This is a genomic window from Nocardia sp. CA-145437 (genome assembly GCF_050956485.1).
Taxonomy (GTDB): domain Bacteria; phylum Actinomycetota; class Actinomycetes; order Mycobacteriales; family Mycobacteriaceae; genus Nocardia.
In genome coordinates, this window is sequence record NZ_CP191204.1 from 3,272,185 (window position 1) to 3,287,294 (window position 15,110).

Here is a 15,110-nt window from a genome sequence, read left to right on the forward strand (position 1 = left end):
GGCGGCGGCGGGAATCGCTGCGTTCGATCCGGGTGCGACGCGGCCGCACCGATCTACAACCACCCTAAAGGGCGGCGTTTCGTGGTCATAAGGGAACCCGCATTCACTTGCCGCCGCGTCGTCGGTTCGTGGCGTTTCGCGGACCTGTTCGTGACTGCCCGGTGTACGCGTCGCGAACCGGTCTCGGTGCGCGTCGGGGTGGACCTGGTCGGGAGCATGGTCGCCGTGGGTCTACCATGCTCTGTAGTAGTGGCCGCGCCGCACCGTGTCCGGATTTCGCACCGGACCGGGTCTGGATCGCGCACCACTGAATCCAGACCGATCGGATGATGCACGGCGTGCGAGGAGAAACTGTGGGGATTGGGCAACAGCCGGGTGGCGCTCACGGCTCCTCCGGGGCGGTGCTCGCCGACCGGGTGACGGGTAGCGGCCCGATCTCGGCGGCGACCAGGCGGGTGCTCGCCTACATTGCGCTGACCAAGCCCCGGGTCATCGAATTGCTGCTCGTCGCAACGATTCCCACCATGCTGCTGGCCGACCGCGGCAATGTCGACATCCGTCTGATCCTGGTCACCCTGTTCGGCGGCTGGATGGGCGCGGCCAGCGCCAACACCCTCAACTGTGTCGCCGACGCCGACATCGACAAGGTGATGAAGCGGACCTCCAAGCGTCCGCTGGCCCGCGAGGCCGTCCCCACCCGCAACGCCTTCGTGTTCGGCGTCACCCTCGGCTTGGCGTCGTTCGCCTGGCTGTGGTGGCAGGCCAACCTGCTCTCCGGCGCGCTGGTCGTGGCGACCATCCTGTTCTACGTCTTCGTCTACACCCTCGGCCTCAAGCGCCGCACCTCGCAGAACGTGGTGTGGGGCGGCGCGGCGGGCTGCATGCCCGCCCTGGTCGGCTGGTCCGCGGTCACCGGCACTATCGGCTGGCCCGCGATCGTGCTGTTCCTGGTCATCTTCTTCTGGACGCCGCCGCACACCTGGGCGCTGGCCATGCGGTACAAGGAGGACTACAAGGCCGCGGGCGTCCCGATGCTCCCGGTCGTGGCCACCGAGCAGACCGTCACCCGGCAGATCGTCCTCTACACCTGGGCGACCGTGCTGGCCACCTTCGCCCTGGTCCCCGCGGCGGGCGTGATCTACGCCGCGACCGCGCTGGTCGCGGGCGCCTGGTTCCTGTTGATGGCGCACCAGCTGTACTCCGGTGTCCGCAAGGGCGAATCGGTCAAGCCGCTGCGACTGTTCCTGCAGTCCAACAACTATCTGGCCGTCGTGTTCTGCGGTCTGGCCGTGGACTCGGTGCTGGGCTGGAACACCATCGGACACACCCTCTTCGGCTGGTCCTGACCCCCGCCGCCGGGCGGCGGCGGTGAATTTTCGGGCGTGCGTGTCGATTCGGCCCGTCGCTGTTCGATGGGAAGGTGAAGGGCGGAACCTCCGCCCTCGCACCGAGAGGAACAGCCGCCCGATGACCGAACACATCCTGGCTCTGCCCGACGTCGACCTCGCCTACGATCTGCGGGGACCCGCGCTGTCGGAGAGCGCGCACCGGCCGCTGCTGATGATCGGCCAGCCGATGACCGCGGAAGGTTTCACCGCGCTGGCGGCGTACTTCCCGGACCGGACCGTCATCACCTACGACCCGCGCGGGCTCGGCCGCAGTGTCCGCAAGGACGGCCGGACCGACAACTCCCCGACCGTGCAGGCCGAGGACGTCCACGCCCTCGTCGCCGCCCTGAACGTGGGCCCGGTGGACCTGTTCGCCAGCAGCGGCGGCGCGGTCACCGCACTGGCCCTGGTCACCGCCCATCCCGGCGATGTGACCACTCTCGTCGCGCACGAGCCCCCGATCATCACCGTGCTGCCCGACGCCGAGGCCGCCGCCCGCGCGCAGGCCCAGGTCCGCGACGCCTACCAGGCCAAGGGCTCTTTCGCGGGGATGGCCGCCTTCATCGCCCTCACCTCCTGGCAGGGTGAATTCACCGATGCGTACTTCGCCCAGCCCCCGGCTGATCCGGCCATGTTCGGCATGCCCACCGAGGACGACGGCACCCGCGACGACCCCCTGCTGTCCGACGCGTCCTGGGCCATCACCGGCTACACCCCCGACCCCGCCGCACTGCGAGCCGCGCCCACCCGCGTCGTCATCGCCGTCGGCGAGGAGTCCGCCGGCACCTTCACCGCCCGCACCGCCGAGGCCACCGCCGCCCTGCTCGGTTCGACCCCGGCCGTCTTCCCCAGCCACCACGGCGGCTTCAGCGACCCCGACTCCGGCTACCCGGGTCAGCCCGAGCCCTTCGCCGCGCGGCTGCGCGAGATCCTCGACACGGATCAGGGCTGAGGCCCGCAACCCCGAACGGTCCGCCACGGTGATCCGTTGGCGGACCGTCGGTCTGGAGGCCGGCGCTCGGGAGCGGGCTCTAGGACACCTTGGTGAGCCAGACGTGGGTGACGGCCGCCGTGGCGAGCATGTCGCTGACCCGGTAGCTGGGCAGCGTGCCGAGGTTGTCGAACAGGCGCTCACCCGTGCCGAGGAGCGTCGGGACGATCGTCATGTGCAGGTCGTCGATCAGCCCGGCGGCGAGGAAGGCGCGCACCGTGCTCGCGCCGCCGCCGAGCCGCACATCCTGGCCCCGCGCCGCCTCGAACGCCTGCGCCAGCACCTGCTCGGGCGTGCCGGAGACGAAGTGGAAGGTGGTGCCGCCCTTCATGGGCAGCGCCGGGCGCGGGTGATGGGTCATCACGAAGGTGTCGTGGTGATACGGCGGGTTGTCGCCCCACCAGCCGGTCCAGGAGTGGTCGGGCCACTCGCCGCGGACCGGGCCGAACATATTGCGGCCCATGATGGTGGCGCCGATATTGACGTCACCGGCGGCGAGGAAGTCGTTGTCGGGCCCGGGATCGCCGCCGGGCTCGCCGATCATCTCGCGGCCGTAGCGGGTGCGGAACACCCAGTCGTGCAGGCGTTCTCCACCGACCCCGAGGGGCGTGTCGGGACCCTGATCCGGGCCGGCGGCGAAACCGTCCAGGGAGACGGCGTAATTGTGGACGCGGAGCTTCGGCATGGCGCGAGCCTCTCGGGTGAGTGGGCGGCGGTTCCGCCCCTACCCTCTCATCGAACGGCGATCCGCTCGATCGACACGACCGACCGGATCAGCGGCAGGGCTGCAACGGGAAGCAGGCGGGCGGCACCGTGGTCTTGGGCAGCGTCGGATCGACGGAATGCCCGGACGTGGGGCTGTCGACGACAGCCGAACGCGTCGGCTGCGGCTGCTTGTCCGGCGACTTCGTCGGGGTGCTCCCGCCGCCCACGCAGGCGATGGCGATCAAGAGAATGACCAACGCCAGCAGCAGCCCGCCGAGGATCGGCAGGTCGCGACGGCGCTTGCGGCCGCCCCCGCTCGGCTGCGGCTCGTTCCAGAGGGGGAACCGGTCGCGCTCCTGCTGGGCGGTCGGCACCGACCATTGCGGGGGACCGGACTGGGCGGGCTCGGGCCGGATCTGGGGGCCCGCGCCGATGCCCGGCCGGGGCTGCGGCGGCTGCCCGGCCGGTGGCGGTCCCGGCGGTCGTCCGGCCTGGGCCGCACCCGGAACAGGCGTCGGGGGTGGCGGGGTGCGGCCGGGTCCCTGCGGGGGTTCGGAAGTGCCCGCGAGTGCGCGGTAGGCCCGCTCGGCGGCGGTCGCGGAGGTCGCGCCCGCGATGGCGGCGCCGACACCGGGACCGCGCCCGGCGGCCGATTCCTGCTGCGCCACAGGGCGATCGCCCGGCCGGGGCGTGCCCGAGGCGCCGCTCCGGGATTCGGCGCTGCCGTGACCGGTCGCGCCCGGCTCCCGCTTGGACAGCGGGGGTCTGCTGTCCTCGGGGATCGAAGCGGCCGGCGGCACCGAGGGAACCATCACCTCGGTGGGCCGGTTCGCGAACGGCAGCGGTGCGTCGCGCGCGGAGTCCGGTACGGGGAAGCCCTCCGACACCAGGTCGGAATACGTTGCGGCGGCGGCGAACCCGAGCGCGCCCAGCGCCTGCCCGACCTGCGCGGCGTCCCACGACGCGGGCGCGCCCTCGGCGAGGGAGGTGAAATAGGCGCGCAGGGAGGACGGGCCATCACCGATGAGGACGTCTATACCCGTTGGCAGATCGCCCTTTTCCAGCTTGACCCGGCTGCCCAGCTGCGGAACCAGCAGCACCAGCCCGCTGACCGGCACCGCCTCCCGGCCGGGGGCCGAACGCAATTGCTCGGCCAGGTCCATGGTCTGGCGGTGCACCCCGTCGAGCGGATCGCCGTCGCCGTCGATCGGCGCGGGCTCCCCGTCCACGGTCCACGGCTCGTCTTGTGCGCACGACAGCGTCCCGCTGACCCGCTCGGTGAATCCGTGCACCCCGACCACCACACAGGTCTGCGGCGTCCACACCACCACGTCGGCGTCCTGGCACTGCACCACGGCGATGCCGGGCACGGCGTGCGGCCCGCTCCAGGATTTGAGCCAGTTCACCACGGTGCGCTCGGTGCTCGACAGCCGCGACGGGTCGTCGTTACGGACCTTCACCAACATCCCAGACCACCTCTGACCGATGCGCCTCTACCTGCCGGCCGCCCGAACCCTCGCCGCGACCACCTTACGGGGTCGCGACTCCCTCGCGTGGCCGAAAATGTTCGGTCCGGGCGAATCGTCTTGCGCGGCAGCATGATCATTCTGCACGGTTCACCCGGCGCCCGGGTTCCCAGGGGTTGCACAGCTCGGGACCGGGAACCCGGGACCCGCGAGCTACCGCGCGGTAGCGGTGCCGACGGCGCCGAGATGGCCGTCGGGGCGCACGATCATCCAGGTGCCGTCGGTGGCGTCGTAGCCGCGGCGCGCGTGCCCCTCGGCATCGCTGAATTCGCCCTCGACCAGCGCGGTTTCGGTTCCGATCAGGCGTACGGTCCGCAGGTCGGTCACGGGGGAGCGGTCCGGATCGCCGGTCGTGTCCCGCCCGAACACCAGCAGGGTGGCGTGCGGACCGCGGAACAGGTCGAACAATCGGACGGTCTTGCCGTTCGCGTCGATCAGCGGTGCGTCCGGTGCGCGGTCCCCGGCCCGCACTGCGGGCGAATTGTCCTGAGCGTCCCGATAACTGATGTCGAGCTGATGGGTGCCCTCCCGATCCATGGCGTCCGGATCGCCCTTCACGGTCTTGTCGAGCAGCTCGGAACTCAGGCCCAGCACCCGTGCGGCCACCGCCCGCCGCTCGGTCTCGTAGCTGTCGAGCAGGGCGTCGGTCGCGGCCCCCGGATCACGCAGCGCGGCCGCGAGTTTCCAGCCCAGGTTGTAGGCGTCCTGAACGCCGGTATTGAGACCCTGCCCGCCGGTCGGGGGATGCACGTGCGCCGCGTCCCCGGCCAGAAACACCCGCCCGGACCGATACCGCTGCGCCAGACGGACATTCGGCCGCCACACCGTCGACCAGCTCAGGTCGCTGAGCACGATGTCGGCGCGGCGCGACCGGCGCGTCACATGCTCCTGCAACACCTCCAGGCCGGTTCCGGAGTCGGCGTCGAGTCCGGTCGCGAACTGGAATTTCCGCCCGCCGGGCAAGGGCATCAACGCGATTCCGTCCATGGGGGAGTCGGAATCGGCGAACCAGTAGCCCACCGAATGATCGAGCGCGTCCGCGCACACATCCCCGAGCAACAGGCGAATCGACTCGTCGGTGACGCCCTCGAACGCGATCCCGAGCGCCTTGCGCACGGTGCTGCGCCCGCCGTCCGCGCCCACCAGGTACCCGGCCCGCACCTGCTCGGTCACGCCGTCGTGTTCCAGCCTCACCGTCACCCCGTCCGGGTCGGCGCTGAAATCGGCCAGCGCCGTGCCGGATTCGACCCGCACGCCGAACTCCGCCAGCCGCTCGCGCAGTACCCGCTCGGTGTCGGCCTGGGCGAGCACCCACGGATTCGGGTGCGGCACATCGGCGCTGGGCTCGCGCCAGGCGCTCATCCGCCGCTCCATCACGAACTCCCCGTCCAGGTGGACCAGCAGCGGGGCCTGCGGCGCGCCGTGGGCGAGCACCGCGTCGAGTACGCCGAGATCGTCGAAGACCTCGAGGGTGCGCGGCTGTAGTCCGTCCCCGCGCGATCCGGCGAAGAACTCCGCGGCGCGGTCCACGATGCGCACCGCGACCCCGCGGCGCGCCAGATCGATGGCGAGGGTGAGCCCGGTCGGTCCGGCTCCCGCGATGATGACCTGCGGATTCATGACAACTCCAATACTGAATGCAAATTCACTGAACTGGAATTCAGTATTCTGGGTGGTACCTTCCGCTGTCAAGGAGGTGGATCGTGGCAGCACGCCGCAGTGAGAGGTCGGCCGAGACCGAGCAGGCGCTCAAAGCCGCCGCCCGGCGGCTGTTCGCCGAGCGCGGCTACCTCAATACGAAGATCACCGACATCACGGCCGCGGCCGATCGCGCCGCGGGCTCGTTCTACAACCATTTCGCGAGCAAGGAAGAACTGCTCCAGGCGCTGCTGAAGGACCTGGCTGACGAGAGCGACATCTCCGCCGCCGATCCCGCGCACATCGCCGACTTCACCGATCCGGCCTCGGTGCGCTTCCACATCGCGAGCTACTGGGCCTTCGCCCGCAAGAACTGGCCGGTCCTGCGCGCCGTCCAGCAGGCCGCCCTGGTCAACGACGACTTCGCCCGCATCGCAACGCGTTTCGCGACCGAACAGCGCGACGAGGTGGCCGACCATCTCGACGGCTTCGGTCCGGCGGGCCCGCGCCTACCCGGCTCCGACGACGCGAGCCTGTCCATGATGTTCGCCTCGGCGACGGGCCTGCTGCAGGCGGTCGAGGAGGGCGGCCTGACGCTCACCGACGAGCAGGCCGTGGACGCCCTCACTCGATTCATCTACCGCGGCCTCACCGGCCGCGATCCGGACTGACGAAAACCTCAGGGCACCAGCACGATCGAGCCCGTGGTCCGGCGACCCTCCAGGTCCCGGTGCGCCTGCTCGGCGTCGGCGAGCGGATAGCTGCCGCCCACCCGCACCCGCAGCGTCCCCTCGGCGATGGCGTTCATGATATCGCCTGCCCGCCACAGCAATTCGGCCCGATCGCGGGTGTAGTGCACCAGTGTCGGCCGGGTCACGAACAGTGAGCCCAGCGGGTTGAGCCGCTGCAGATCGAACGGCGGCACCGGCCCGCTCGCCCCGCCGAACAGCGCCACCATGCCCCGGATCCGGGTCGCGGCCAGGCTGGATTCGAAGGTGGACGCGCCGACCCCGTCGTAGGCCGCGGCCACGCCCTCCCCGTCGGTGAGTTCGCGGGCGCGCGCGGCGATGTCGTCGTCGTAGCGCAACACGTCGGCTGCCCCGGCCTCGCGCGACAGCTTCTCCTTGTCGTCGGTCGACACCGTGGTGATCACCCGCACCCCGCGCGCGCTCAGCAGCTGGGTCAGGATCAACCCGACCCCGCCCGCACCCGCGTGCACGAGCACCGTCTCGCCCGGCTCGGGCCGGTAGATCGACTCGATCAGGTAGTGCGCGGTCATGCCCTGCAACAGCGCCGACGCCGCCACCGGCGCGTCCACCCCGGCGGGCACCGGAATCGCCACGGCCGCAGGCACGACCACCAGTTCGGCGTAACTGCCCGGCGCGGCCGCCCACGCCACCCGGTCCCCGACCCGGAAGTCGGTGACGCCGTCCCCGATCGCCTCCACCACGCCGCTGCCCTCGGCGCCCGGGATGTAGGGCACCGGCTGCGGGTAGCGCCCGGTCCGAATGTAGGTGTCGATGAAGTTGATTCCGATGGCCTGCGTCCGCACCAGCAGCTGCCCCGGACCCGCCTGCGGGTCGGGCACCTCCACCAGCCGCAGGACCTCGGGACCGCCGTGCTCGGAAACCTGGATGGCGCGCATGCCGACCAGTCTGACACCGGCGCGGAATCGGCGTGTGCGGCGGCACGCCGAGTGTGAGATGCACGGCGGTCCATGGACGCTGATTTACCGGTGGGTAAACTGCGACACATGAGCGCTACCGCCGCCCCGGCACCCGAGAAGCTGTCGCCGTCCGTCGTGGATTCCGTCAAGGGATTCGTCGCCGAGCACGGCGGTTCGGCGACCGCGGTGCTGCAGCCCATCGGCCGCGTCGGCGTCCGGGTCACCCTCGTCGGCGCCGACGGCGTGCTGGGTGACCGGGTCGTCGGCTCGCTGGAGTCCGCCAAGTCCCTCGTCGAGACCGTCGACGGCCTGACCGAGGCCGACGAATGGGACCGCGAGCTGATCTCCAAGGTGACCCCCGCGAAGGGGCACTGGGCCAAGATGGCGGGCTGGGTCGCGCGTCAGAAGCGATTCCCCAAGGCGCGCAACGAGAAATGACCGCGCCCGCAGCAGGCGGGGGCGGAAAGGACCGGAACGACGTGCCGGGTCGGGTGACCAAACAGGCGCAGTTGCGGTCGGCCCTCACCACCCTGTGCGCCACCCTGCGTCCCGGTGAGATGCTGCCCAGCGAACGCCAGCTCTGCGACGACTACCGAGTCAGCCGCATGACCGTGCGCGAGGTGCTGGGCCAGCTCGAATCCGAGGGCGTCATCACCCGCGTCCCCGGCAAGGGCACCTTCGTGGCCGAACGGGTGGCCCGATCGCGGCTGCACATGGCGTCGTTCACCGACGACATGCGCCGCCTGGGCCGTACCCCCGGCACCGTGGTGCTGCACACCGATTACGCGGTGCCGCCCGCCGCGTCGGCGAGCGCGCTGGGGCTGGCGGCGAACACCAAGGCGTATCACCTGGTCCGGCTGCGGCTGGCCGACGGCCTGCCCATGTCGATCGACGACGGCTGGTACCGCGTCGATCTGCTGCCGGATCTGCTGGACCATGAACTGACGCAGTCGCTGTACGCGCTGCTGTCGCGGGAGTACGACTGCCCGATCGACCGGGCCGAGCAGAGCGTGCGCGCGGTGGCCGCCGACGAACGGCACGCGGGCTGGCTGGGCACCGAAACCGGTTCCCCGCTCCTGGCTTTCGACCGGATCTCGTACTCGCGTGATCGGGCCGTCGAGCACGCGCAGTCCTGGTACCGGGCCGACCGCTACCAGGTGTACATGACCGTCTCGGCCGAGGACGCCTAGCCTTTCGACGCCTGGAAACGACTGAGCCGCTGCCCCGTCCGGGACAGCGGTTCTTGTCGTCGCGGGGTCAGATGGTGAAAAGGACCGCGCCCGTGGCGATCTCACCGGCGGTGACTCCGCGGGCCGAGCCGGGGGTGCTGTCCATGACCACCACCGGCACCGCGGCACTCAGGCCCAGGCGGCGAACCGCGTTGGGGGAGAAGGTGATCAGCGGATCGCCGACCTCGACCCGATCGCCCTCGGCGGCCTTGACCTCGAACAGATCCGGCTTGCCGACGGTGTCGATGCCGACGTGCAGCAGCACGCCGGTGCCATCGGCGGTCACGATGACCGCCGCGTGCGGGTGCAGCTTCACGATCGATCCGGCGACCGGGGCGACCACGGTGGTCGCGGCATCGGTGTCGGGCGGTTCGATGGCCGCGCCCGCGCCCACCATCTCCGCGGAGAAGACCGGATCGGGAACCTCGGACAGGGGCATGGAGCGGCCGTCGAGCGGTGCGAGAATCTCGGTGCTCATGGCCGTCAGATCATGTCGTTGATGTCTTCGGCGAGCGCGTCGGCGGTGGGGCCGACGACGACCTGCACCGCGTCGCCCATCTTCACGACGCCGTGCGCGCCGGCGGCCTTGAGCGCCTTGTCGTCGACCTTGCCCGCGTCCTTGACCTCCACGCGCAAGCGGGTGATGCAGCCCTCCACCTCGACGATGTTGTCCGCGCCACCCAGGCCCGCGACGATTTGATTCGCTTTCGACATATTTCCTCCGTGCGTGTCGAGTAGACAAAGCTGGTTATAACCAGTATATGTCTGGTTATAACCAGTGACGCTAACTGATCGTAGGCAGTGCGCGTGACACCATTCACAAACTGAGGACCCGCCATGGCCGACGCCGCCGCCGAGAGCTCTCGTAAGAAGCTCGATCTATCCGGACTGCAGAAGCTCGGCCGTAGCTTGATGCTGCCGATTGCCACGCTACCCGCCGCAGGACTGTTGCTGAGGCTGGGACAAGACGACATGCTCGGCCGATTCTCGCCGCTGCACTCGGTCGCCGCGGTCCTCGCGGGCGCGGGCGGAACCCTCATCGACAACCTTCCGCTGCTGTTCGCGGTAGGTATCGCCATCGGCTGGGCGAAGAAGTCCGACGGGTCCACCGCGCTGGCCGCAGTGGTCGGCTACCTCGCCTTCACCGGCGTCCTCAAGGCCATGTCGCCGGTGGTGCTGGATGGTAGCTGTGGTCCGGTGCTTGGCTGGTTGTTCCGTGCGGCGCACTGGGATTGCCCCGTCGTGGCCGACATGGCCACCGCCAAGGCCTCGCAGCTGGTGAACTTCGGTGTTCTCGGCGGCATCGTCATGGGCTTGACCGCGGCCTCGCTGTGGTCCCGCTTCCACCGCACCCAGCTGCCCGATTACCTCGGCTTCTTCTCCGGCCGCCGCCTGGTGCCCATCCTCACCGCGTGCGCCGCCGTCGTCATCGGCGTGCTCATGTCGTTCATCTACCCCGCCTTCAATGCCGCGCTCACCTGGCTGGGCACCACCGTCGCCGACAACTCGGTCGCCGGTGGCGGCGTGTTCGGCTTCGCCAACCGCATGCTGCTGCCGCTGGGCCTGCACCACATCATCAACTCGGTGGTGTGGTTCGTGATCGGCGACTACAACGGCGTCCACGGCGACATCCCGCGCTTCCTGGCCGGCGACCCGTCCGCGGGCACCTTCATGACCGGCTTCTTCCCGATCATGATGTTCGGCCTGCCCGCCGCGGCCATCGCCATCTGGCGGCACGCCCGCCCGGAGCACCGCAAGATGATCGGCGGCATCATGCTGTCCACCGGTCTGACCGCGTTCCTCACCGGAATCACCGAGCCGCTGGAGTTCTCATTCATCTTCGTGGCGTGGCCGCTGCTGCTGATCCACGCCCTCTTCACCGGATCGGCGCTGGCGCTGACCAACGCGCTGGGCATCCACGACGGCTTCACCTTCTCGGCCGGCGCCATCGACTACCTGCTGAACTTCGGCAAGGCCACGCACCCGCTGCTGCTGATCCCGATCGGACTCGGGTACGCGGCGCTGTACTACGTCACCTTCAGCTTCATCATCAAGCGCTGGAACCTGCCGACACCCGGCCGGGAACCGGACGAGTCCGAAATCGAGAAGGAGAACATCGCAGCATGATCACCCGAACCGCCGTCATCGCCTCGAAGACCGGACTGCACGCTCGGCCCGCTGCCCTGTTCGCCAAGGCCGCCGGGGAGGCCGGTGTGCCCGTGAAGATCTCGAAGGAGGGCAAGGATCCCGTCGCCGCCAACTCGCTGCTGCAGATCATGACCCTCGGCGCCGAACAGGGCGACACCGTCACCCTGCACGCCGAGGACGGGGCCGAGACGGCCCTCGATAAGCTGGTCTCGATGCTGGAGACAGATCTTGACGCGTGAGGTGCGCGGCGTCGCCGCCGCCCCCGGGATCGCGATCGGATCGGTGAAGTGGCTGGCCGCCGCGCCCGTCACCAGTCCGGACGACGCACCCGGGAGCGACGTCGAAGCCGAGATCGCGCGCGCGGACACCGCATTCGAGACCGTCGCGGGCCGGTACTCCACGCAGGCGCTCGAGGCCGCCGGGCCGGCGGCCGACATCCTGTTCATGACCTCCGCGCTGGCCGCCGACCCGGCCCTGCTGGACCAGGTGCGCGCCGAGATCCGGGGCGGGACGCCGACCGCGCATTCCGTCACCCGGGCGGTCGCGCACTTCGGGGAACAGCTCACCGCGCTCGGCGGGATGATGGCCGAACGGGCCTCGGACCTGCGTGACGTGGGGCAGCGGGTGGTCGCGGAACTGCTGGGCGTGGATCCGCCCGGAATCCCGGACAGCGCGACGTCTTTCATACTCGCCGCCCAGGATCTCGCGCCCGCGGACACCGCGACGCTGGATCCCGAGCGGGTGATCGGGCTGCTCACCGTGGCGGGCGGGCCCACCTCGCACACCGCGATTCTGGCCAAGGCCCTGGGCATTCCGGCCGTGGTGGCCGCGCCGGACGCGGCCGGGATCACCGAGGGCACCGAGATCGTGCTGGACGGGACCGCCGGTGTGGTGGAGCTCGAACCGAACGCGGGCCGTCGCCAGGAAGTCGCGGCTGTTCGGGCGCGTCAGGCAGACGCGCCGACCGGTCCGGGGCGCACGTCCGACGGCCACGCGGTGCCCCTGCTCGCCAATGTCGGCTCCGCCGCCGATGCGCGGCTAGCCGTCGAACTCGGGGCCGAGGGCGTCGGCCTGTTCCGGACCGAATTCCTGTTCCTGGACCGGAAATCCGCGCCCACCGTGGCCGAGCAGACCGAGCGATACGCGGAGATCTTCCGGGTCATGGGCGACCGGCCGGTCATCGTCCGCACCCTCGACGCGGGCTCGGACAAGCCGCTGCCGTATCTCGACCTCCCGGACGAGGAGAACCCGGCACTGGGTGTGCGCGGACTGCGATTGAGCAGCGTCGATGAGGGGACGCTGCTCGGCCAGCTCGCCGCGATCGAGGCCGCGGTCAAGGCGACCGGGACCCCGGTCAAGGTCATGGCGCCCATGGTCGCCACCGTGGAGGAGGCGGCCTACTTCGCCGCCCGCGCCCGCGAGGCCGGGCTCGAAACGCCCGGCATCATGATCGAGATCCCCGCCGCCGCACTGCGTTCCGAGCAGCTCGGGGCGGAGGTGGAGTTCTTCTCCCTCGGGACCAACGACCTGTCGCAATATCTGTTCGGCGCGGACCGGATGTCCTCGGCGGTGGCGGCGCTGCACGATCCGTGGCAGCCCGCGCTGGCCGCGACCATCGCCCTGGCGGTGTCCGGGGCCGCGAAGCAGGGCGTGAAGGTCGGGGTCTGCGGGGAGTCCGCGTCCCATCCCGACTTCGCCTGTGTGCTGGTGGGTCTCGGGGTGGAGACGCTGTCCATGGCGCCCCGCTCCCTCGCCGGGGTGCGCGCCCGGCTCGCGTCGGTGACCCGGGCCCAGTGTGCAGCCGCCGCGGCGGCGGTGGTGTCGGCCCGCACCGCCGCGGACGCCTTATCGGCCGCGCGAGCCGCCCTGGGGGCGGATACGTGAGGACCACCCTGCGGGGCCGGGTCGTCACACTCACCGAGGTGGGCGAGCTCGCCGACGGGGTGGTGTCGTTCGACGGCCCGTTTCTCGACTATGTCGGTCCGGCAGCGGAATTCGACGGTCGGCTGCCGGAGACGAACGAGGAGTCGCCGATCATCCTGCCGGGGTTGATCGACGTGCACTGCCACGGTGGCGGCGGATTCGGCTTCCCCGAGACCGATGCCGAGGGTGTGGCCGCCGCCGCCCGCTATCACCGTGGGCGCGGCACCACCACCCTGGTCGCCTCGCTGGTGTCGGCCACCGAAGCCGAACTGCGCGACCGCATCGATGTGGTCGGCACCGCCGTGGACGCGGGACTGCTGGCCGGTATCCATCTGGAGGGTCCGTTCATCAGCGAGCACCGGTGCGGGGCCCATGACCCGGACCGCATCCTGCCCGGTGATCCGGCTTTGCTGGAGCGGCTGCTGGACTACGCGGGCGGGCGCATCCTGTCGGTGACCGTGGCCCCGGAAACCGCCAACTTCGACCAGGTCGCCAGCGTGCTCGCCGACGCGAATGTGATTCTCTCCCTGGGACACACCGTCGCCGACTACGCCCGGTCGGTGCACGCGCTGCGACGCGGGCGGCGGGTGTCGATCACCCACCTGTTCAATGCCATGCCCGAGCTGGCGCATCGCGACGCCAACTTCCTCACCGCCGCCATGGCCGCCGCCGGGCGCGGGGACGTGGTGGCCGAGGTGATCGGTGACGGCGTACATCTGGCCGACGGGGTCGTCCGCATGGTCTTCGACACCATCGGCCCCGACAATCTGGCCCTTATCACCGATGCGATGGCCGCCGCGGGTCAGCCCGACGGCCGCTACCAGTTGGGCAGTCTGGATGTCGTCGTGAAGGACGGCGTCTCCCGCATCTACGACCCGAACGGTGAGGGACCCATCGCCGGTGGCACCGCCACCGCGTCGGATGTCCTGCGCCGCACCGTCTTCCAGGCCGGTGTCGACCTGACCGCGGCCGTGACCGCCGCCTGCGCCACACCCGCCCGGCTGCTCGGCCTGGCCGGTGACCTCGGCGCGCTGTCGGTGGGGATGCGCGCCGACCTGCTGGTCACCGACCACTTCCTGGATCCCGTGAGCGTGTACAAGAACGGAGCGATATGGAACTCGTGATCACCGACAACGCCGCCGAGGCCGGTGTTCTGGCCGGCCGCATCATGGCCGACCACGTCCGCCGCGGAGCCCGCGCCATCGGATTGGCCACGGGGTCCTCGCCGTTGGGGGCGTATCGGGAGCTGATCCGGCAGCACCGGGAGGAAGGGCTGAGTTTCGCCGGGGTGCAGGCGTTCCTGCTCGACGAGTACATCGGCCTGCCGCCCGGGCACCCCCAGTCCTACCGCCAGTTCATCCGCGACGAATTCACCGCCCACGTCGACTTCGCCGACGCCGACGTGCACAGCCCCGACGGCAATGCCGCCGACATCCCCGCCGCCGCAGCCGATTACGAGCGCGCCATCGCCGCGAACGGTCCGATCTCGGTGCAGATCCTCGGCATCGGCGCCAACGGCCACCTGGGCTTCAACGAGCCCGGCTCCTCGCTGCGCTCGCGGACCCGCGTGAAGACCCTGACGCCGAAGACCCGCGAGGACAATGCCCGCTTCTTCGACGACGACCTCGCGCAGGTGCCCACCCACGTGCTCACCCAGGGCCTCGGAACCATCAGCGACGCGGGCCATCTGCTGATGATCGCCACCGGCGAGGGCAAGGCCGAGGCGGTCGCGACCGCCGTGGAGGGCCCGGTCTCGGCGTTCTGCCCCGCCTCGATCCTGCAGATGCATCCGCACGTCACGGTCATCGTCGACCCGGCCGCCGCGGCGAACCTGAAGGCCGTCGACTACTACCGTTTCGCGGTCGCGAACAAGCCTTCCTGGCAGAGTTTCTGACC

Annotated in this window: 16 protein-coding genes; 10 read left to right on the plus strand and 6 right to left on the minus strand. The window is 70.5% G+C overall.

Annotated features, from left to right (window positions below; genetic code table 11):
- Positions 1-329: 329 nt before the first annotated feature.
- Positions 330-1,346, plus strand: coding sequence for a heme o synthase (locus ACQPYY_RS15190; RefSeq protein ID WP_433594658.1), 1,017 nt, complete (start codon positions 330-332; stop codon positions 1,344-1,346).
- 121 nt (positions 1,347-1,467) lie between these two features.
- The gene (locus tag ACQPYY_RS15195) at positions 1,468-2,340 is read left to right on the plus strand and encodes an alpha/beta fold hydrolase (protein ID WP_433594208.1); all 873 of its coding nucleotides are present in this window, start codon (positions 1,468-1,470) and stop codon (positions 2,338-2,340) included.
- Positions 2,341-2,419: 79 nt separating this feature from the next.
- Here the strand turns inward: ACQPYY_RS15195 and ACQPYY_RS15200 are convergent, their stop codons facing one another.
- The 3 genes from ACQPYY_RS15200 to ACQPYY_RS15210 all read right to left on the minus strand — a co-directional run bounded on the left by ACQPYY_RS15200 (position 2,420) and on the right by ACQPYY_RS15210 (position 6,230).
- Positions 2,420-3,064 carry a dihydrofolate reductase family protein gene (locus ACQPYY_RS15200; RefSeq protein WP_433594209.1) on the minus strand — a complete coding sequence of 215 codons (645 nt, stop codon included), beginning with the start codon at positions 3,062-3,064 and terminating at the stop codon, positions 2,420-2,422.
- An 88-nt stretch (positions 3,065-3,152) separates the two neighbouring features.
- Positions 3,153-4,550, minus strand: a complete 1,398-nt coding sequence (locus ACQPYY_RS15205; protein WP_433594210.1) for a hypothetical protein — start codon at positions 4,548-4,550, stop codon at positions 3,153-3,155.
- A 213-nt stretch (positions 4,551-4,763) separates the two neighbouring features.
- A complete protein-coding gene (locus ACQPYY_RS15210) occupies positions 4,764-6,230 on the minus strand; it encodes an FAD-dependent monooxygenase (protein ID WP_433594211.1) in 1,467 nt (488 codons plus the stop codon).
- Positions 6,231-6,313: 83 nt separating this feature from the next.
- On the opposite strand from ACQPYY_RS15210, the gene ACQPYY_RS15215 reads away from it, so the two are divergent.
- A complete protein-coding gene (locus ACQPYY_RS15215) occupies positions 6,314-6,919 on the plus strand; it encodes a TetR/AcrR family transcriptional regulator (protein ID WP_433594212.1) in 606 nt (201 codons plus the stop codon).
- A gap of 8 nt (positions 6,920-6,927) precedes the next feature.
- On the opposite strand, the gene ACQPYY_RS15220 is transcribed toward ACQPYY_RS15215, so the two are convergent.
- Positions 6,928-7,893, minus strand: a complete 966-nt coding sequence (locus ACQPYY_RS15220; RefSeq protein ID WP_433594213.1) for a quinone oxidoreductase family protein — start codon at positions 7,891-7,893, stop codon at positions 6,928-6,930.
- Between the two features lie 108 nt (positions 7,894-8,001).
- On the opposite strand from ACQPYY_RS15220, the gene ACQPYY_RS15225 reads away from it, so the two are divergent.
- Together ACQPYY_RS15225 and ACQPYY_RS15230 are read left to right on the plus strand one after the other, a co-directional pair.
- On the plus strand, positions 8,002-8,352 hold the full coding sequence (locus ACQPYY_RS15225) for a hypothetical protein (protein WP_379098148.1): 351 nt from the start codon (positions 8,002-8,004) through the stop codon (positions 8,350-8,352).
- Positions 8,353-8,393: 41 nt separating this feature from the next.
- Positions 8,394-9,104: a GntR family transcriptional regulator gene (locus ACQPYY_RS15230; protein WP_379098151.1), complete on the plus strand. Its 711-nt coding sequence runs from the start codon at positions 8,394-8,396 to the stop codon at positions 9,102-9,104.
- Between the two features lie 67 nt (positions 9,105-9,171).
- Here the strand turns inward: ACQPYY_RS15230 and ACQPYY_RS15235 are convergent, their stop codons facing one another.
- The gene (locus ACQPYY_RS15235) at positions 9,172-9,621 is read right to left on the minus strand and encodes a PTS sugar transporter subunit IIA (protein ID WP_379098154.1); all 450 of its coding nucleotides are present in this window, start codon (positions 9,619-9,621) and stop codon (positions 9,172-9,174) included.
- 5 nt (positions 9,622-9,626) lie between these two features.
- A complete protein-coding gene (locus ACQPYY_RS15240) occupies positions 9,627-9,857 on the minus strand; it encodes a glucose PTS transporter subunit EIIB (RefSeq protein ID WP_213556172.1) in 231 nt (76 codons plus the stop codon).
- Between the two features lie 123 nt (positions 9,858-9,980).
- Here ACQPYY_RS15240 and ACQPYY_RS15245 point away from each other — a divergent pair, with 123 nt between their 5' ends.
- Genes ACQPYY_RS15245 through nagB form a run of 5 tightly spaced genes read left to right on the plus strand, consistent with a single transcriptional unit; the run spans position 9,981 to position 15,108 of the window.
- Positions 9,981-11,270, plus strand: a complete 1,290-nt coding sequence (locus ACQPYY_RS15245; protein ID WP_433594214.1) for a PTS transporter subunit EIIC — start codon at positions 9,981-9,983, stop codon at positions 11,268-11,270.
- Positions 11,267-11,530, plus strand: a complete 264-nt coding sequence (locus tag ACQPYY_RS15250) for an HPr family phosphocarrier protein (RefSeq protein WP_433594215.1) — start codon at positions 11,267-11,269, stop codon at positions 11,528-11,530. The genes ACQPYY_RS15245 and ACQPYY_RS15250 overlap by 4 nt, the downstream gene beginning before the upstream one ends.
- A complete protein-coding gene (gene ptsP / locus ACQPYY_RS15255) occupies positions 11,520-13,175 on the plus strand; it encodes a phosphoenolpyruvate--protein phosphotransferase (RefSeq protein ID WP_433594216.1) in 1,656 nt (551 codons plus the stop codon). The genes ACQPYY_RS15250 and ptsP overlap by 11 nt, the downstream gene beginning before the upstream one ends.
- Positions 13,172-14,338 (plus strand): N-acetylglucosamine-6-phosphate deacetylase, encoded by a 1,167-nt coding sequence (locus ACQPYY_RS15260; RefSeq protein WP_433594217.1) that lies wholly within the window; start codon positions 13,172-13,174, stop codon positions 14,336-14,338. The genes ptsP and ACQPYY_RS15260 overlap by 4 nt, the downstream gene beginning before the upstream one ends.
- A complete protein-coding gene (gene nagB / locus ACQPYY_RS15265; protein ID WP_433594218.1) occupies positions 14,326-15,108 on the plus strand; it encodes a glucosamine-6-phosphate deaminase in 783 nt (260 codons plus the stop codon). The genes ACQPYY_RS15260 and nagB overlap by 13 nt, the downstream gene beginning before the upstream one ends.
- The last annotated feature ends 2 nt before the right edge of the window (positions 15,109-15,110 follow it).